The sequence below is a fragment of the Kitasatospora sp. NPDC089797 genome (genome assembly GCF_040684795.1).
Lineage (GTDB): Bacteria > Actinomycetota > Actinomycetes > Streptomycetales > Streptomycetaceae > Kitasatospora.
In genome coordinates, this window is record NZ_JBFBGS010000023.1 from 77,481 (window position 1) to 93,880 (window position 16,400).

Consider the following 16,400-nt stretch of genomic DNA (forward strand, 5'->3'; position numbering starts at 1 on the left):
CCCTCCGGCCCTTCGCCGTTCGGACGTTCTCGCCACTCAGACGTTCTCGACCAGCACGGCCGTACCCTGCCCCACGCCCACGCACATCGTGGCCAGGCCGCGCCGGGCGCCGGTGCGGCGCATGCGGTGCAGCAGGGTGGTGAGGATGCGGGCGCCCGAGCCGCCCAGCGGGTGGCCGAGGGCGATCGCCCCGCCGCTCGGGTTGACCACCTCGTCGGCCCGCTCCGGGCTGAACCCGATGCCGTCGGCGGAGGCCAGCGCCTGGGCGGCGAAGGCCTCGTTCAGCTCGGCGGTGTCCAGGTCGGCGAGGCTCCACCCGGCGCGTCCGAGCACCTTGGCGGTGGCCGGCACCGGCCCGATGCCCATCACGTCCGGGTGCACCCCGGCCGAGGCGCCGGCCACGTACCGGCCGAGCGGCCGCAGCCCGAGGTCGCGCAGCGCCTCCTCGCCGACCAGCAGCAGTCCGGCCGCGCCGTCGTTCATCGGCGAGGCGTTCCCGGCCGTGACGGTGCCGCCCGGGCGGAAGGCGGGCTTGAGCCGGGCCAGCTTCTCCAGGCTGGTGTCCTCGCGGATGCCCTCGTCCTGGCCCACCGTCACGCCGTCCGGCCGCTCCACCGGGACCAGCTCGGCATCGAAGTGCCCGTCCTTGCGGGCGGCGGCGGCCCGCTGGTGGCTGCGCAGGGCGAAGGCGTCCTGGCGTTCGCGCCCGATGCCGTACCGGCCCGCGACCTCCTCGGCGGTCTCGCCCATGCTGAGCACGCCGTGCAGTTCGGCCATCCGCGGATTGGTGAGCCGCCAGCCGAGCCGGGTGTCGAAGGTCTCGATCCGGTGCGGCAGCGCCTCGTCGGGGCGGGGCAGGACGAAGGGCGCGCGGGTCATCGACTCGCAGCCGCCGGCCAGTACCACGTCCGCCTCGCCGGAGCCGATGGCCCGGGCGGCGAGGGTGACGGCCTCCAGGCCGGAGGCGCAGAGCCGGTTGACGGTGGCACCGGGGACGGTCTCCGGCAGGCCGGCCAGCAGGACGGCCATCCGGGCGGCGTTGCGGTTGTCCTCGCCGGCCTGGTTGGCGGCGCCCCAGTAGACGTCGTCGATCCGGGCCGGGTCGAGGGCGGGTGCGTCGGCGAGCAGGGCGCGCAGCACGGTGGCCGAGAGGTCGTCCGGCCGGACCGTGGCGAGCGCTCCGCGCAGCCGGCCGATGGGTGTGCGGCGGGCGGCGGCGAAGTAGACAGGACGCACGTCGTGCTCCTTATCGGATTTCCGGGGTGGGGTGGGTCGGGTCAGAAGGCGTTGACGCCGGTCAGGGCACGCCCGATGAGCAGCTGGTGGATCTGGCTGGTGCCCTCGTAGAGGGTCATCACCCGCGCGTCGCGCAGGTACTTGCCGACCGGGTACTCGTCGATGAAGCCGTAGCCGCCGAACACCTGGAGCGCGTTGTTGGCGGCCCGCACGGCGGCCTCGCTCGCGTAGAGCTTGGCGACGGAGGACTCGGTGGCGAACGGGAGGCCGCGTTCGATGTGGTCGGCGACCTTCCAGGTGAGCAGCCGGGCCGCCTCGACGTCCACCGCGATGCCGGCCAGCAGTTCCTGGACGAGCTGGTGCGAGGCGATCGGCTTGCCGAACTGCTCGCGCTCGCCCGCGTAGCGGACGGCGGCCTCCAGGCAGGCGCGGGCGATCCCGACGCAGCCGGCCGCGACCGACATCCGCCCCTTGGCCAGGGCCGCCATCGCGACCGTGAAGCCCTTGCCGAGCTCGCCCAGCCGGGCGCTGTCCGGCACCCGGACGCCGTCCAGGGCGAGTTCGGCGGTGGCCTGGCCGCGCAGGCCGAGCTTGCCGTGGATCTCGGTGCGGCCGAAGCCGGGCAGGTCGGTGGGGACCAGGAAGGCGGTGATGCCCCGGTGGCCCTGCCGCTCGGGGTGGTCGCCGCCGGTGCGGGCGAAGACCAGGGCGACGTCGGCCCAGGTCCCGTTGGTGATGAAGGTCTTGGCGCCGCTGATCAGCCAGTCCTCGCCGTCGCGCACCGCCCGGGTGGTGAGGTGGGCGGCGTCCGAGCCGGTGCCGGGCTCGGTGAGGGCGAAGCAGGCGAGGGCCTCGCCGGAGGTGAGCCGGGGCAGCCAGTGCCGCTTCTGCTCCTCGGTGCCGAAGCCGTTGATCGACTTGCCGACCAGGCCGAGCGAGACGGAGACGATCCCGCGCACGGCCGAGTCGCCGCGCCCGAGCTCCTCCAGCACCAGGCAGTACGCGAGGTGGTCGCCGCCGCTGCCGCCGTACTCCTCGGGGATGGTCAGGCCGAGGAAGCCGACCTTCCCCAGCTTGCCGATGACCGCGCGGTCCACCTGTTCGGCGCGGTCCCACTCGGCGGCGTACGGCACGATCTCGCGGTCGGTGAAGGCGGCGGCGAGGTCCCGGACGGCGCTCTGCTCCTCGGACAACTCCAGATTCATGACGGTGCCATCCCGCTAAACTAGCGCTGCAAGTTTTACTGGGACTGTAGCCCCGACCCGCCCGCACTGGGAAGGGGCACCTGCCAGAATCGGTCCCCGTCCCACCCGACCGGAGGTAGCGACCCGATGGCCCGCCCGCGCACCCCGCTGCTCAGCCGCGAGCGCATCGTCGCCGCCGCGCTGCGGCTCATCGACGACGAGGGCTCGGAGGCCCTCTCGACCCGTCGCCTGGCCGCCGAGCTCTCGGTCAGCGGCCCTTCGCTCTACAACCACTTCGCGACCAAGGACGAGCTGCTGGACGCGGTGGTGGACAGCGTCATCGGCGAAGTCGACCTGTCGATGTTCGACGGCGACGGCACCCCGTGGCCGCAGGCACTGCGCGACTGGGCGCGCTCCTACCGCGCCGCGCTGGCGGCCCACCCGAACATCGTCCCGGTGCTGGCCCAGGGCCCGGGCCGTCGGCCCAACGCGCTGCGCCTGGCCGACGCCGTCTTCGGCCACCTGGTCGAGGCCGGCTGGCCGCGCGGCCAGGCCACCCGGATCGGCGCGTCGATGCGCTACTTCGTCACGGGCTCCGCGCTGGCCTCCTTCGCGGCCGGGTTCCCGGCCGACGCCGAGGTCTACGACGCGGCCGACTACCCGCACCTCGGCGAGGCGCACCGGCTCGCCGGGCACCGGGGGGCGGTCGACGAGGGCGCCTTCGAGACCGGCCTGGAGGCCCTGCTCGACGGCCTCGGCCTGCGCTTCGAGCGCCTCGCCGCGCGCTCCCAGGGGGCCTGACGTCCGGCGGTTCCCCAGGGTGCGCGGGTGGGCACTACCAAGGCTCGCGGGCGAGGAAGGCCGGCCGCTGCTCCTCGTCCACCGGGTCGTAGTACCGGTGGTAGACCGGCGTCAGCCCGCCGGAGACCGGGGGCACGATCCAGCTCCAGTCCGCCGGGGTCGGGCGGCCGAGCCGCCGCTCCTGGGCGACGTGCTTGAGGAAGCGCTCCGACTCGGTGTGGTGGTCGGCGATCGTCACCCCGGCCTCCTGGAAGGAGTGCAGCACCGCGATGTTGAGCTCGACCAGGGCGCGGTCGCGCCAGAGCGTGCGCTCGCTGGAGGTGTCCAGCCCCAGCCGCTCGGCGACGGTGCCCAGCATGTCGTAGCGGTCCGCGTCGGCGAGGTTGCGGGCGCCGATCTCGGTGCCCATGTACCAGCCGTTGAACGGCGCGGTGGGGTAGCGGACGCCGCCGATCTCCAGGGTCATGTCGCTGATCGCGGGCACCGCGTACCAGCGCAGGCCGAGCTCGGCGAACCAGCCGTGCTCGGGGTGGCTCAACGGCACCTCCAGGGTGGTGTCGTCCGGCAGCTCGTACCAGTGCGGCCGCTCGCCCGGGCGCTCCTGGAGCAGCAGGGGCAGGGGCTCGAAGCGGTCCTCGGCGCACTTCCAACCGAGCGCGCGGGCCCGGGCGGTGAGCGCGGCGCCGGCCGGGTCGCCGACCACGGCGCCGGCCGCCGGGCCGTCCCCGTCCCGGTGCCCGGCGTAGCGGACCAACTGCTGGTTGAGGATGCGCGCGGCCGGGCGGCCCGGGCGGTCGGGGGCGAACACCGAGACCACCGGGCGGATCCGGCCGCCGTTGCCCGCCACCCGCAGGTGCTCGAAGCACTCGGCGGCGATGTCGTCGGGGGCGGAGAGGTGGCGCAGGTCGCGGACCACCAGGCTGCGCCAGTACAGCCGGCCGATGCAGCGGGCCGCGTTGCGCCAGGCGAGCTTGGCGCCGTAGGCGAGTTCGGCGGGGGTGTGCCGGTAGCTGCCGGTGCGGTCGATCTCCTCCCGCACGGCGCGCAGCCTCGACTCCGGTGCGCCGGCGGCGGGTTGCTCGCGGTGGAACTGGCGGATGAACTCGGCGGCCTGCGCCGGGTCGGTGAACGGCGGCGGGACGGGCGGGAGTTGGCCTGCCGCTGGTACGGCCGGGAGTCGGCCCGCCGCCGGTGCGGGCGGCAGGCGGGGGCCCGGTGGTACGGGGTCCGCCGCGGCCGGGGCGGGGTGCGGCGCGGTGTGGGCATGGGCGTACGGACAGCCGCCGCTCGGGGCGGTGGTGGGTCTGCGGGTGCGGAGCCGGTTGAAGATCAAAGGACACATCCCTCCTGCCGAACAGGAGTACCGGAGGTGTCCGGTCCGTCGAAGGGAGTGAACGATTCGGCCCCCGCACCCGCGCTCTGCGCGCTAGGGTGCGGGGGCCGGAGGCCGGACCACAGGACCGGCGGACGGACGGCTGGTCAGCCCATGTCCTCCAGCCGGACGCCCTTGGTCTCCTTCATGAACTTCGCGACGAAGACGATCGACAGCGCCGCGAAGGCCGCGTACACCAGGTAGGTCGCCGACAGGTTCCAGCGCGACAGCGACGGGAACGAGACGGTGATCACCCAGTTGGCGATCCACTGCGCGGAGGCGGCGACGGAGAGCGCGGCGGCCCGGATCCGGTTCGGGAACATCTCACCGAGCATCACCCAGACCACCACGCCCCAGGACATCGCGAAGAACAGCACGAAGGCGTTGGCGGAGATCAGTGCGACGGTGCCCTGGAGGTCGGGCAGCGTGACGTTGTCGCCGGAGCCGGTGGCGGAGGAGAACGCCCAGCCGGCCGCGGCGAGGGTGACGGCCATGCCGGCCGAGCCGATCAGGGCGAGCGGCTTGCGGCCGATCCGGTCGACCAGCAGGATCGCGATCACGGTGCCGAGGATGTTGATGACCGAGCCGATGAAGCTGATCAGCAGCGAGTTGCTCTGGTCGATGCCGACCGACTGCCACAGGATCGACGAGTAGTAGAAGATCACGTTGATGCCGACCAGCTGCTGGAAGACCGACAGCCCGATGCCGACCCAGACGATCGGGAGCAGGCCGAAGCGGCCGCCCAGCAGGTCGCGGAAGCGCGGCCGGTGGTCGGAGGCGATCAGCCCGCGGATCTCGGCGATCCGGGCGTCGGGGTCCACGCCCTCGCCCTCGACCCGGGCCAGCACCGTGCGGGCCTCGTCCAGGCGCTCGGCCTGGATCAGGTAGCGCGGGGACTCGGGGATCATCGAGGACAGCACGAAGTAGACCGCGGCCGGGACGACGCAGATGCCGAGCATCCACTGCCAGGCCTCCAGGCCGAGCAGGTGGCCGCGGGTGTCACCGCCGGCGGCGTCCGCCAGCACCCAGTTGACCAGCTGGGATATCGCGATGCCGAGCACGATCGCGGCCTGCTGGAAGGAGGCCAGCCGACCCCGGTACTTGGTCGGCGCGACCTCGGCGATGTAGGTCGGGGCGATCACCGAGGCGATGCCGATGGCCGCGCCGCCGAGGACGCGCCACAGGGCGAGGTCCCAGGGCGAGAACGGCAGCATCGAGCCGACGGCGCTGACCGCGAACAGCAGCGCGCCCGCCTTCATGACCTTGATCCGGCCGTAGCGGTCGGCGAACCGGCCGGCCAGCGCGGCACCGACCGCCGAGCCGAGCAGTGCCGAGGAGACGATCAGGCCGGTCTCGCCGCTGCCGACCCCGAACTTCCCCTGGATGCCGGAGACCGCGCCGTTGATCACGGAGCTGTCGTAGCCGAACAGGAAGCCGCCGAGGGCGGCAGCGGCGGTGATGAAGACGACGAAGCCGAGGCGGCCGGGCTCGGTGGCCTCGGCCGCCCCGGAGGGCTGCTTCTGGGTGACGCTCACGATCTGGACTCCTGGTACTCAACGCTGAGCTCGGTAGCCGAGATCGTAACCCCTATTCGTTCAACCCTTGTACACGGAGAAGCTCAAATTTTGCTCTGAGAATTCGTAAGGTGAACAAGCAAATTGAGCCTCCGGTGACTGGTGCGGTGCTTCGCCGTGTGGTGCCTCCCCGTGCGCTGCCTCGCCGTGTCGTGCTGTGCTGCGCTGTGCCCGGCCGGGTCGGTCGTCGGCTCAGGCCGGGGCGGAGAGCGAGAGTCCGAACCGGCCCTCGGGGTCGGTCCACCAGTGGGTCAGGCGCAGTCCGGCCGCCGCCAGCTCCGCGGCCACCCCCTCCCGGCGGAACTTGGCCGAGACCTCGGTGCGCAGCTCCTCGCCCCGCTCGAAGTGCACCGGCAGGTCCAGGGCCGGGATCTTCACGGTCTGCGAGCGCAGCGAGCGCAACCGCATCTCGATCCACTCCTGCTCCGCGTCCCAGAGCGCGACGTGCTCGAACGCGGCCGGCTCGAAGTCGGCGCCCAGCTCGCGGTTGAGCACGTTGAGCACGTTGCGGTTGAACTCGGCCGTCACCCCGGCGCCGTCGTCGTACGCGGCGACCAGCACCGCCGGGTCCTTCACCAGGTCGGTGCCGAGCAGCAGGAAGTCGCCCGGGGCGAGGGCGGCGCGCAGGTGGCGCAGGAAGGCGGCGCGCTCCTGCGGCAGCAGGTTGCCGAGGGTGCCGCCGAGGAAGGCGACCAGGCGGGGGCCGCCGTCCGGGGGCAGGCCGAGCCGGGCGGTGAAGTCGGCGAGCACGCCGTGCACGGCCAGCCCGGGGTACTCGGCGGCGAGCGCGGCGCCGGCCGCGGTCAGGGCGCTCTCGCTGACGTCCACCGGGACGTAGGTCTCCAGGTCGCTGCGCGAGCGCAGCGCGTCCAGCAGCAGCCGGGTCTTCTCGGAGGAGCCGGAGCCGAGCTCGACCAGGGTGCGGGCCCGGGTGGCGGCGGCGATCTCGTCGGCCCGGGCGGTGAGGATGGCCCGTTCGGCGCGGGTCGGGTAGTACTCGGGCAGCCGGGTGATCTCCTCGAACAGCTCACTGCCCCGGGCGTCGTAGAACCACTTCGGCGGCAGCCACTTGGGGTCGGCGGTCAGCCCGTGCCGGACGTCGTGGTGCAGGGCGGTGCTGAAGTGGTCGGCGGGCAGCAGTCGGGTGAGATCGAATGTGTCCATGACAGGGTGGTTCCTCTGTTCAGAAGATGAAGGGAGAGTGGAGGGTCAGTAGTGACTGGGGAGCTGTCGGACCCGGACACCGCCGCCGTCGACCAGCAGCAGGGAGCCGTCCGGGACGGGCGTCCAGCCCGGCTCCTCGTCGTACGGCTCGGAGGCCACCACGGTGCCGAGGCCGGGCAGCTCGCGGTGGTGCAGGGTGTCGCCCCAGGTGGTCGCGGCGATCGCGGTGCCGTCGGTGAGCAGCAGGTTGAGCCGGCCGGTGGTGTGCGCGGCGACGTCCGCCACCGTGCCCGCCAGCGCCTCGCCGAGCTCCGCGCCCCGGCGCAGCCGGTGCAGGGTGAGCGCCCACAGCAGGGCCGAGTCGGTCCGGGCCTCCAGCTCCAGCAACTCGGCGGGCGGCAGCAGGGCGGCCAGTGCGTCCAGCTTGCCGGGCCAGCCGGCCACCGCGCCGTTGTGGCTGAACAGCCAGCGTCCGGCGGAGAACGGCGCGGCCGCGGCCTCGCCCGCCGCGCAGCCGTCGGTGGCGGAGCGGACGGCCGCCAGCAGGGCCCGGGTGCGGATCACCCGGGCGAGGTCGGCGAAGGTCGGGTCGGCCCAGATCGGCCCGGCCCGGCGGTAGCGGGCCGGCAGCTCGTCGCCGTCCGCGTACCAGCCCAGGCCGAAGCCGTCCACGTTGACCGTTCCGTAGCGCTGGGCCCGGGGTGCCCAGGACTGCCGGTACAGCGCGTGCAGCGGGTGCACCAGTAGGTCCTGTGGTGCCAGTGGCTCGCCCAGGTAGGCGATGTGACGGCACATCAGTTCGGCCCCGGGTGCCGGTTCGGGCTGTGCCCCGGGCTGCGCTCCGGGTCGTGGCGCCGGTCGTGGTCCAGGCTGCGGGCGGTGCGGAAGCCGGAGAAGATCTGCCGCCGCACGGGGTAGTCCCAGTTGCGGAAGGTGCCCCGGCAGGCGACCGGTGCCACCGCGAAGCAGCCGCCGCGCAACACCTTGTACTCGGGCCCGAAGAAGACCTCCGAGTACTCGCGGTAGGGCCAGGCGCGGAAGCCCGGGTAGGGGTGGAAGTCGCTGGCCGTCCACTCCCACACGTCGCCCATCAACTGGCCCACCCCGTAGGGGGACCGGCCCTGCGGATAGCTGCCGGCGGCGGCCGGGCGCAGGTGCCGCTGGCCGAGGTTGGCGTGCTCGGGGCCGGGCGGGCCGTCGCCCCACGGGTAGCGGCGCGAGCGGCCGGTGGCCGGGTCGTGCCGGGCGGCCTTCTCCCACTCGGCCTCGGTCGGCAGCCGCCGCCCGGCCCAGCGGGCGTAGGCGTCCGCCTCGTACCAACTGACGTGCAGCACCGGCTCGTCCGGCGGGACGGGCTCGACCGCGCCGAAGCGCCGGCGGAGCCACTGGCCGTCCTCCCGGTGCCAGAACAGCGGGGCGGTCAGGTCGGCCCGTCGGCGGTGCTCCCAGCCCTCCGCCGTCCACCAGCGCGGTTCGTCGTAGCCGCCGTCCGCGATGAAGCGCTGGTAGGCGGCGTTGGTGACCGGGGCGGTGTCCAGGAAGTAGGCCGGCAGGTCGACGGCGTGGGCCGGGCGCTCGTTGTCCAGCGCCCACGGCTCGGTGTCCGTGCCCATGGTGAACGGCCCCGCCGGGACGAGGACTTCGGCGGGCAGGGTGGCCGCGTCGGCGGGGGCGGGCGGCGGCGGGGGAGCGGTCAGGGCGGGCTCGCCATGCCGGAGTTGATGGGTGATCAGCATCGTCTCGTCGTGCTGCTGTTCGTGCTGGGCGATCATCCCGAAGGCGAACCCGGCGTCCAGCAGCGGCGCGCCCTCCAGCGGGCTGGCGGCCAGCAGGTCCAGCACCCGGCCGCGTACGTCGTGGGCGTAGGCGCGGGCCTCGGCGGGCGGCAGTAGCGGCAGGGCGGGGCGCTCGGCCCGGGGGTGCTGGAACGCGTCGTACAGCGGGTCGATCTCGGGGTGGAGCGGGTCGCGGCCGCCGACGTTGCGCAGCAGCCAGAGCTCTTCCTGGTTGCCGATGTGCGCGAGGTCCCAGACCAGCGGGGACATCAACGGCGAGTGCTGGGCGGTGAGGTCGGCGTCCTCGACGCAGTCGGTCAGCGCGGCCGTCCGGGCGCGGGCGGCGAGCAGCTCGGCGGCGATGGTGTCGCGCAGGGCCTCGGTGCCCGGCTCCCGGCCGGGTGCTCCCGTTCCGGGGGCGGCGGGCGGTCGGACGTCGGTCATGGTGCCTCCTCCGGGGGAGTGCGTCGGGTGCCGGCGCGCAGGGCGTCCAGCTGGTCGTCGGCCGGGCAGCGGCCGCGCGCGGGGTAGCGCTCGGCGAACTCGGCGACGGCGGCGCGCAGCCGGTCGGCACCGGGCAGGCGGCCCAGCGCGGCGTCGGCGACGGCGAAGCAGGTGAGGGCGGCGCGGCGCAGTTCGGGGTCGGCGACGCCCAGGGTGGCGGCGCGGAGCCAGACGTCGCTGCGCGGTGGGCGCGGACCGGTCGGGCACTCCAGTGGTGCCAGCGCGGCGAGCGCGGTGTCGGCGGCCACCGGGTCGTCCAGCAGCGCGGTGACCAGGGCGGTGGGCACCACCCAGCCGTCCCCGGGCTGGGCGTCGATCATCCGCAGCTCCAGGTGGCCGCGCGGGCGCACCGGCGGGAACAGGGTGGTGCAGTGGTAGGCCAAGTCGTCCAGCGTGGGCGGGCGTTCGCCGCGGCCGCGGGTCCAGTCCCGGAAGGTCAGACCGGGCGGGGCGGTCCACGGAAGCCCCTCCGGCCTTTGCACGCAGAGGACTTGGGCGTCCAGCACGTACTGTGCCCAGGCCTCCCGCGGGTCGCCGTGATCCGGCTCCGGGGCGAGGGTGCGGGTCGGGTCCATCCGGGACCAGACGGTCTGCCGGGTGGACCGGTGGCCGGTCGGCTTTCCGTCCAGGAGGGGGGAGTTGGCGAAGGCGGCGACCAGGACGGGGCCCAGCAGATGGACCAACCGCCACCGTCGCCCGACCGCGTGCGGACCGGCCGCGTCGCCGGCGTCCAGGCACACCTGGACGGAGGCGGTTCCGGTCATCATGACCCGGCCCCAAGGGCCGGCCGAGTCGAAGAAACGCTCCATCGCGAGGTAGCGGGGATGGTCCAGCACCATGCGGCGGGGGCGGGCCTGCGGGTCCGTCCCGGTGCCGGTGAGGCGGAGGCCCTGGGCCGCGAAGGCGGCCCGCAGGGCGGTGAGGTCGCGTCGGGTGTCCTCGACGCAGGCGAGGAGGCCGGTGGCGGGCGGGGAGCTGAGCTCTACCTGTCCGCCGGGTTCGAGCGTGAGGCGCGAACCGGAGGGGAGCGAGGTGCCGTCCGGGCCGCCGAGGGGCAGCGATTCCAGTGCGGCGTGGAGCAGTTCCGGCGGTACGGGCCGGCCGGGACATCGGTCGTCATGGACGAACCACTCGACCTCGACGCCCACCAGACGGGGCGGTCCGATCTTGAAACAGACGCCCGACACGTGGCTGCGCGCCCCCGATTCGGTCAACGGGGTCACCCCGGTCGGGGGTGGTGGTGCGCTCTGCCGGTCGGGCGGAGTGGTGCGGGATATCGGTATCACCGGACTCACCATCCTCGGGATCACGATTGCGGCCCGGTCTACCCTGCCCAGTCTGCTACGGAGCATGCGGGGGCGCTCCGCAAATATCGCGTGAATGTTCGTCTTCGCAGGTCAGGGGCGTGGCGAACGGGTGAATGAGGGGGTTTTGAGGATGGTCGGGCGGGGGTCCCGGCGGGGGTCCGCGGGCGTATGCGACACCGGCACATGCCCGGGTCACGGCCCGGTCCGCCCCGGCGGCCGCGGCGGGTCCGCGGCCGTGGTCACAACCGGTCCAGCCGGGCCAGGACGGTGTCCAGCACCCGGCCGGGCAGGGCGTAGTTGAGCCGCAGCGCGCCGGCACCGCCCGGGCCGAACTCGGCGCCGTCGGAGGCCTCCAGGCCGCAGCGCGCCAGCAGCGCGGCGCGGGCGTCGCCCGCGGGCAGGCCGAGGGCGGCGGCGTCCAGCCAGAGCAGGTAGGAGGCCTGCGGGGCGGAGCGGACGGCGGGGCCGAGCCGGTCGGTCAGCCGGGTGCGGGCGGCGACGAGGTGGGCGAGCAGGGCGTCCAGCCAGGGGCCGCCCGCACCCAGCGCGGCCCGCTGCACGGTCTGTTCCAGCAGGCCGCCCTCCCAGAGGCCGTAGTCGGCCAGCGCCACGGTGAACCGCGCGCGCAGCGCCGGGTCGGGGACGAGGACGAAACTGCTGGGGATGCCGGAGCAGTTGAAGGTCTTGCCGACGGAGTTCAGGGTCACGACGGAGGACCGGTGCGCCGGCTCGGCCGTGGTCACGGCGACGGGGTGGTGGTGGCCGGGGTGGGTGAGGTCGCCGTGCACCTCGTCCGAGACCAGCAGTGCGCCGCTCTCCGCGGCCCAGGCGGCCAGGCCGCGCACCGCGCCGCTCGGCCACACCCGGCCGGAGGGGTTGTGCGGACTGCTCAGCAGCACGGCGGCGGCCGGGCGGGGGAACGGGCCGGGCGGCAGCCGGTAGCCGCCCGGGGCCGGGCGCAGCGGCAGCTCGTGGTGGGGGAGGCGCATGGCGCGGCAGAGCTGGGCGAAGCCGCTCCACTCGGGGGTGGGGAGGAGGACGGGGGCCTGCGGCCGGATGGTCTCCAGCAGGATGCGGAGCGCGGTGCGGGGGCCGCAGGGCAGCAGCAGGACCCAGTCGGGGTCGACCTCGACCCCGTGCCGGGCGCGGTACCAGTCGGCGACCAGGGTCCGTCCGGTGGGGTCGCAGACGGTGTAGCCGTACGCGCGGTGGCGGGCCCGCGCCGCCAGCGCCTCGGCGACGGCGGGCGGTCCGGGCAGGTCCATGTCCGCGAGGCCCATCGGGATCACCCCGGGGGCGTCGGCCCGGGCCCACTTGCTGCTGCCGGTGCCGGTGCGGTCGAAGGGGGTGTCGAAGTCGAACGAGGGGGCGGGTGCCGGGGCGGTGGAGGCGGTGGGGGCGGGTGCGGGGGTCGGCGGGCGGCGAACAGATGACAGCTGATGAAATCTGTCATCCGTTCGCCGAAAGTCGTCGTCTGTCATCTGTTCGCCGTCCCTCGTCCGCCGCCGCCCGCCAGGTAGCCCGCGAGTCCGCGGCGGCCCCGGTGCATCATCACCGCGTGGTTGGCCCGGAACAGCGGGTGCAGCGGCAGGGCGAGGCGCCGCAGCAGGGTCTTGCCGGGCCGGGTGTCCTCCTCGAACAGCACCCGGCATCCGGTGCCCGGCCCGTCCGCCGTGACGGTGAACCGCGACCACCCGTCGAGGTCGCCCCGCATCGCCGCCTCCAGCACTCCGGCGGCCGGGTCGCGCCGCCGGGCCTCCAGGCCGACCACCAGCCGGTACGGCAGCAGCGCGCGGATCACCACGTCGCCGGACTCCGCGCCGGTCTGCCGGACCTCCCGGATCTCCGGCCACCACAGCGGGTAGCTCCGGACGTCCTCCAGGGCCGCGTACACCGCCGCCGCCGGTGCGGTGAGCCGCCACACGCCCCGGAACCGGTAGTGGTTGGGATCCACGGGCCCACCCTAACCGTCCGTACCCGCCGCCCGGGTGGCGAACGGCGGTGAACGGCGGTGAACCGTGGCGAACGGCGGTGAACGGCCGCCGAGTTGGCCCGGTCTCCGCCGGGTCCCGCCGCCCGGCCCTGGTCGGAATGTCGTGAATACCCGGTAAATCCCGGGCGAAGAACGCCACTCCGGGGAAGGGGGCACTCCGCTTGCACCCGTTCGGGGTGCGGGGGAGGATCTTGTGTGCTTGTAGTCTCATGAGTCACGGCAGCACTTCCCGGCGCTGCCCCCGGAAGCGGAGTGAAGGAGTCACGGGCATGCGGCGACCGAGCTGGGTACCGGAAGGTACGGACCTGGACAAACCGAACGCCGCACGGGTCTACGACTACTACCTCGGGGGCTCCCACAACTTCGAGGTCGACCGGGAGATGGCCCGCAGGGCGATGGAACTGTGGCCCGAGCTGCCCCAGATCATGCGCTCCAACCGGGCCTTCCTGCGCCGGGCCGTGGCCTTCCTCGCCGAGCGCGGGGTCAGCCGCTTCCTGGACATCGGCTCCGGCATCCCCACCTTCGGCGCCGTGCACGAGATCGCCCGCGCGATCCGCCCGGAGGCCGAGGTGGTCTACGTGGACCGCGACCCGGTCGCCGTGGCCCACAGCCGCCTGCTGCTCGAGGACGACCCCCACAGCGCCGTCGTCCAGGCCGACCTGCGCGACGTCGAGGACCTGCTGGACCGTCCCGAGGTGGCCGGTCTGCTGGCCGCGGGCGAGCCGGTGGCCGTTCTGCTGGTGGCCGTCGCCCACTTCGTCAGCGACGACGAGGACCCCTGGAAGCTGATCGCCACGGTCCGCGACCGCCTCCCCGCCGGCAGCGCCCTGGTGCTGTCGCACGCCGCGCTGGAGGCCCGCCCGGACCAGGCCGAGGACCACCAGGAGCTCTACCGGAGGACCCCGACCCCGCTGACCATGCGCACCCGTGAGCAGGTCACCGCGATGTTCACCGGCTTCGACCTGGTCGAACCGGGTGTGGTCCACCTGCCGCAGTGGCGCCCCGACCAGCCGGGCACCGTCGGCGAGCACCCCGAGCGGATCGCCGGGGTGGCGGGCGTGGGGTTCCGCCCTTGAGCGGTCGCGCCGGGAGGGCAACCGACGGCCGCGCGCCCCGCGCGGCGGCCGCCGGGCGCCCGGTCCTGCGCGCTACCGGCGCGACCGTGCCCCGGCCCGGTGCCGGTGCCGCTGTCGGTGCCACCGGGGCGGTCCGATGAACGGCACGGGCCCGACGAGCGGCGCGGGTCCGACGAGCGGCACGGGCCCGCTGGCAGGACCGGGCCGGGGGAGCGGACCGGAGCGTGAGCCCGGCGCGGTCCCGGCGGGCGGCAGTGCCGAGCGGTTCCACGAGGCCTGGTCCCGGCTGCTCTCCGCCGACCACGGCATCGCCGTCGCCCCCGGTCTGCTCGGCCGGTTGGTCGCCCGCACCGCCGCGCTGCTGCACCGCGCCCAGCAGGGCGACCCCTTCGAGCCGGCGCTGGCCGCCCGGGTCGGTGCCGAACTGGTCGACGCGCACTTCACCGACCCGGTCCTGCTCGCCCGCGCCGTCGAACTGCTCCAGGCCCAGCCGGTCCACGACGGCCGCGGCCCCGCCCTCACCGGCGCCTTCGCGGCCGGCTGGGCGAACGCCCTGCGCGAGCGCACGCTCAGCGAGCAGGAGGCGATCCGCACCGCCGCCGACGCCGCCCGCAAGGAGGCCGAACGCGCGCTGCGCGAGTCCGAGGCCCGGTTCCGCGCCCTGTTCGAGAGCGCCGCGATCGGCATCGCCATCGGCGACACCGACGGCAACATCCTGGCCGTCAACAAGGCCGTGCAGGAACTGTTCGGAGCGGGGCCGGAGGACATGGTCGGCCGCCGGGTCGACGACCTCGTCCACCCCGAGGACACCCCCGGCGTCTGGGAGGCGTACGAGGAACTGATCGGCGGCAAGCGGGAGTACTTCCAGTTCGACAAGCCGTACTACCGCCAGGACGGCGAGGTGGTCTGGACCCACCTGACCGTCTCGCTGATCCGCGACGACGACGGCGCCCCGCAGTACCAGGTCGCGATGCTGGAGGACGTCACCGACCGCTACCGGCTCCAGGAGCGGCTGCGCCACCAGGCCACCCACGACCCGCTGACCGGCCTGCCCAACCGCGCCGCCTTCTTCGAGCGGCTGGAGAAGCTGTTCGAGGAGCCCGAGCCGGGCGCCCGCTTCGGTCTCTGCTACGTCGACCTCGACGGTTTCAAGATCGTCAACGACAGCCTCGGCCACGACATGGGCGACCAGCTGCTGGCCGCCGTCGCCGCCCGGCTGAAGGCCGCCCTCACACCCCTCGGCCACCTGGTCGCCCGGCTCGGCGGCGACGAGTTCGTGGTCCTGCTGGAGAACTGCCGCGGTGAGCAGGAGGCGGTGGCCGCCGCCCGGACCGTGCTCAAGGCACTGGCCGGACCGGTGCTGATCGGCGACCACAAGCTCGCCGTCGGCGCCAGCGTCGGCGTGCTGGAACGGCGGGTCTCCACCACCACCCCCGGCGCCGCCGTCCGGGCCGCCGACCTGACGCTGTACCGCGCCAAGGAGGCCGGCCGCGGCCGCTGGACGCTGTTCGACCCCAAGGAGAACGCCCGCGCGGTCAGCCGCTACGCGGTGTCGGTCCGGATGCCGGCCGCCCTGGACCGCGGCGAGTTCTTCATCGACTACCAGCCGCTCTACCGGCTCGCCGACGGCCGGATGGCCGCCGTGGAGGCGCTGGTGCGCTGGCGCCACCCGCAGCTCGGCGTGCTCGGCCCGGACGAGTTCGTCACCACCGCCGAGGAGACCGGGCTGATCATGCCGCTCGGCCGCTGGGTGCTGGAGCAGGCCTGCGGCCAGGCCGCGGAGTGGATCAAGCGGTACGGTGACGCCGCGCCGCAGCTCAACGTCAACCTGGCGGTACGGCAGGCGCGCAGCGCCGCGCTGGTGACCGACCTCGGCCGGATCCTGGACAGCACCGGTCTGGACCCGGCCCGGCTGCAGCTGGAGATCACCGAGTCGACCGTGGTCGGCCCCGAGGACGAGGCGCTGCGCACCCTGCACGGGCTGGTCGACCTCGGCGTCTCGTTGGCGGTCGACGACTTCGGCACCGGCTGGTCCAACCTCGCCTACCTGCGCGACCTGCCGGTCTCCGGGCTGAAGATCGCCGGCTCCTTCGTCGGCGACCTGCACGACCCGGCCAAGGACGGGGCCACCGGCTGGCGGATCGTCAGCGGGCTGGTGTCCATGGCGCACACGCTCGGGCTCAACGTCACCGCCGAGGGCGTGGAGACCCGCAAGGACGCGGAGCGGCTGCGCGACATGGGCTGCGACTGGGCGCAGGGCTGGCACTTCGGCCGGCCGGTGCGGCCCGTCGAGATCGCCCGTCGGATCGTCGAGGAGCCGGCGGGGCGCCCGGTCGGGACGGAGTGACCTCCGGTCCGCCGGCTCGGCCGTGAACTCCCGCCGTGGCAGCGGTGTTGCGGGCCCGGGAGCGTGA

The 16,400-nt window shown here is 74.3% G+C and carries 13 protein-coding genes; 3 read left to right on the forward strand and 10 right to left on the reverse strand.

Features of this window, described 5'->3' with window-relative positions:
• Positions 1-36 precede the first annotated feature (36 nt).
• Both AB0O91_RS20075 and AB0O91_RS20080 read right to left on the reverse strand, forming a co-directional pair.
• Positions 37-1,236, reverse strand: coding sequence for an acetyl-CoA C-acyltransferase (locus tag AB0O91_RS20075; protein WP_363434837.1), 1,200 nt, complete (start codon positions 1,234-1,236; stop codon positions 37-39).
• A 41-nt stretch (positions 1,237-1,277) separates the two neighbouring features.
• Positions 1,278-2,441 (reverse strand): acyl-CoA dehydrogenase family protein, encoded by a 1,164-nt coding sequence (locus tag AB0O91_RS20080; protein ID WP_363434840.1) that lies wholly within the window; start codon positions 2,439-2,441, stop codon positions 1,278-1,280.
• 126 nt (positions 2,442-2,567) lie between these two features.
• Between AB0O91_RS20080 and AB0O91_RS20085 the strand changes: the two genes are divergently transcribed.
• Positions 2,568-3,221, forward strand: a complete 654-nt coding sequence (locus AB0O91_RS20085; protein WP_363434843.1) for a TetR/AcrR family transcriptional regulator C-terminal domain-containing protein — start codon at positions 2,568-2,570, stop codon at positions 3,219-3,221.
• Between the two features lie 34 nt (positions 3,222-3,255).
• On the opposite strand, the gene AB0O91_RS20090 is transcribed toward AB0O91_RS20085, so the two are convergent.
• From AB0O91_RS20090 to AB0O91_RS20125, 8 genes are all read right to left on the reverse strand, one after another.
• Positions 3,256-4,554 carry a nitric oxide synthase oxygenase gene (locus AB0O91_RS20090; RefSeq protein ID WP_363434846.1) on the reverse strand — a complete coding sequence of 433 codons (1,299 nt, stop codon included), beginning with the start codon at positions 4,552-4,554 and terminating at the stop codon, positions 3,256-3,258.
• A gap of 146 nt (positions 4,555-4,700) precedes the next feature.
• Positions 4,701-6,128, reverse strand: coding sequence for a sugar porter family MFS transporter (locus AB0O91_RS20095; protein WP_363434849.1), 1,428 nt, complete (start codon positions 6,126-6,128; stop codon positions 4,701-4,703).
• Between the two features lie 231 nt (positions 6,129-6,359).
• Complete coding sequence (gene egtD / locus AB0O91_RS20100; protein ID WP_363434852.1) at positions 6,360-7,331, reverse strand: L-histidine N(alpha)-methyltransferase; 972 nt, start codon at positions 7,329-7,331, stop codon at positions 6,360-6,362.
• A 45-nt stretch (positions 7,332-7,376) separates the two neighbouring features.
• Positions 7,377-8,126, reverse strand: coding sequence for an ergothioneine biosynthesis protein EgtC (egtC, locus tag AB0O91_RS20105; protein WP_363434855.1), 750 nt, complete (start codon positions 8,124-8,126; stop codon positions 7,377-7,379).
• Positions 8,126-9,550: an ergothioneine biosynthesis protein EgtB gene (gene egtB / locus AB0O91_RS20110; protein ID WP_363434858.1), complete on the reverse strand. Its 1,425-nt coding sequence runs from the start codon at positions 9,548-9,550 to the stop codon at positions 8,126-8,128. The genes egtC and egtB overlap by 1 nt, the downstream gene beginning before the upstream one ends.
• Positions 9,547-10,833: an ergothioneine biosynthesis glutamate--cysteine ligase EgtA gene (gene egtA / locus AB0O91_RS20115; protein ID WP_363434974.1), complete on the reverse strand. Its 1,287-nt coding sequence runs from the start codon at positions 10,831-10,833 to the stop codon at positions 9,547-9,549. Before egtA ends, egtB begins: the two co-directional genes overlap by 4 nt.
• A gap of 323 nt (positions 10,834-11,156) precedes the next feature.
• On the reverse strand, positions 11,157-12,398 hold the full coding sequence (locus tag AB0O91_RS20120; RefSeq protein ID WP_363434861.1) for an aminotransferase class I/II-fold pyridoxal phosphate-dependent enzyme: 1,242 nt from the start codon (positions 12,396-12,398) through the stop codon (positions 11,157-11,159).
• Positions 12,395-12,871, reverse strand: coding sequence for an SRPBCC family protein (locus AB0O91_RS20125; protein WP_363434864.1), 477 nt, complete (start codon positions 12,869-12,871; stop codon positions 12,395-12,397). Before AB0O91_RS20125 ends, AB0O91_RS20120 begins: the two co-directional genes overlap by 4 nt.
• Before the next feature lie 308 nt (positions 12,872-13,179).
• Between AB0O91_RS20125 and AB0O91_RS20130 the strand changes: the two genes are divergently transcribed.
• Both AB0O91_RS20130 and AB0O91_RS20135 read left to right on the forward strand, forming a co-directional pair.
• Positions 13,180-13,986, forward strand: a complete 807-nt coding sequence (locus tag AB0O91_RS20130) for an SAM-dependent methyltransferase (RefSeq protein ID WP_363434867.1) — start codon at positions 13,180-13,182, stop codon at positions 13,984-13,986.
• 136 nt (positions 13,987-14,122) lie between these two features.
• The gene (locus tag AB0O91_RS20135) at positions 14,123-16,333 is read left to right on the forward strand and encodes an EAL domain-containing protein (protein WP_363434870.1); all 2,211 of its coding nucleotides are present in this window, start codon (positions 14,123-14,125) and stop codon (positions 16,331-16,333) included.
• Positions 16,334-16,400: the final 67 nt, after the last annotated feature.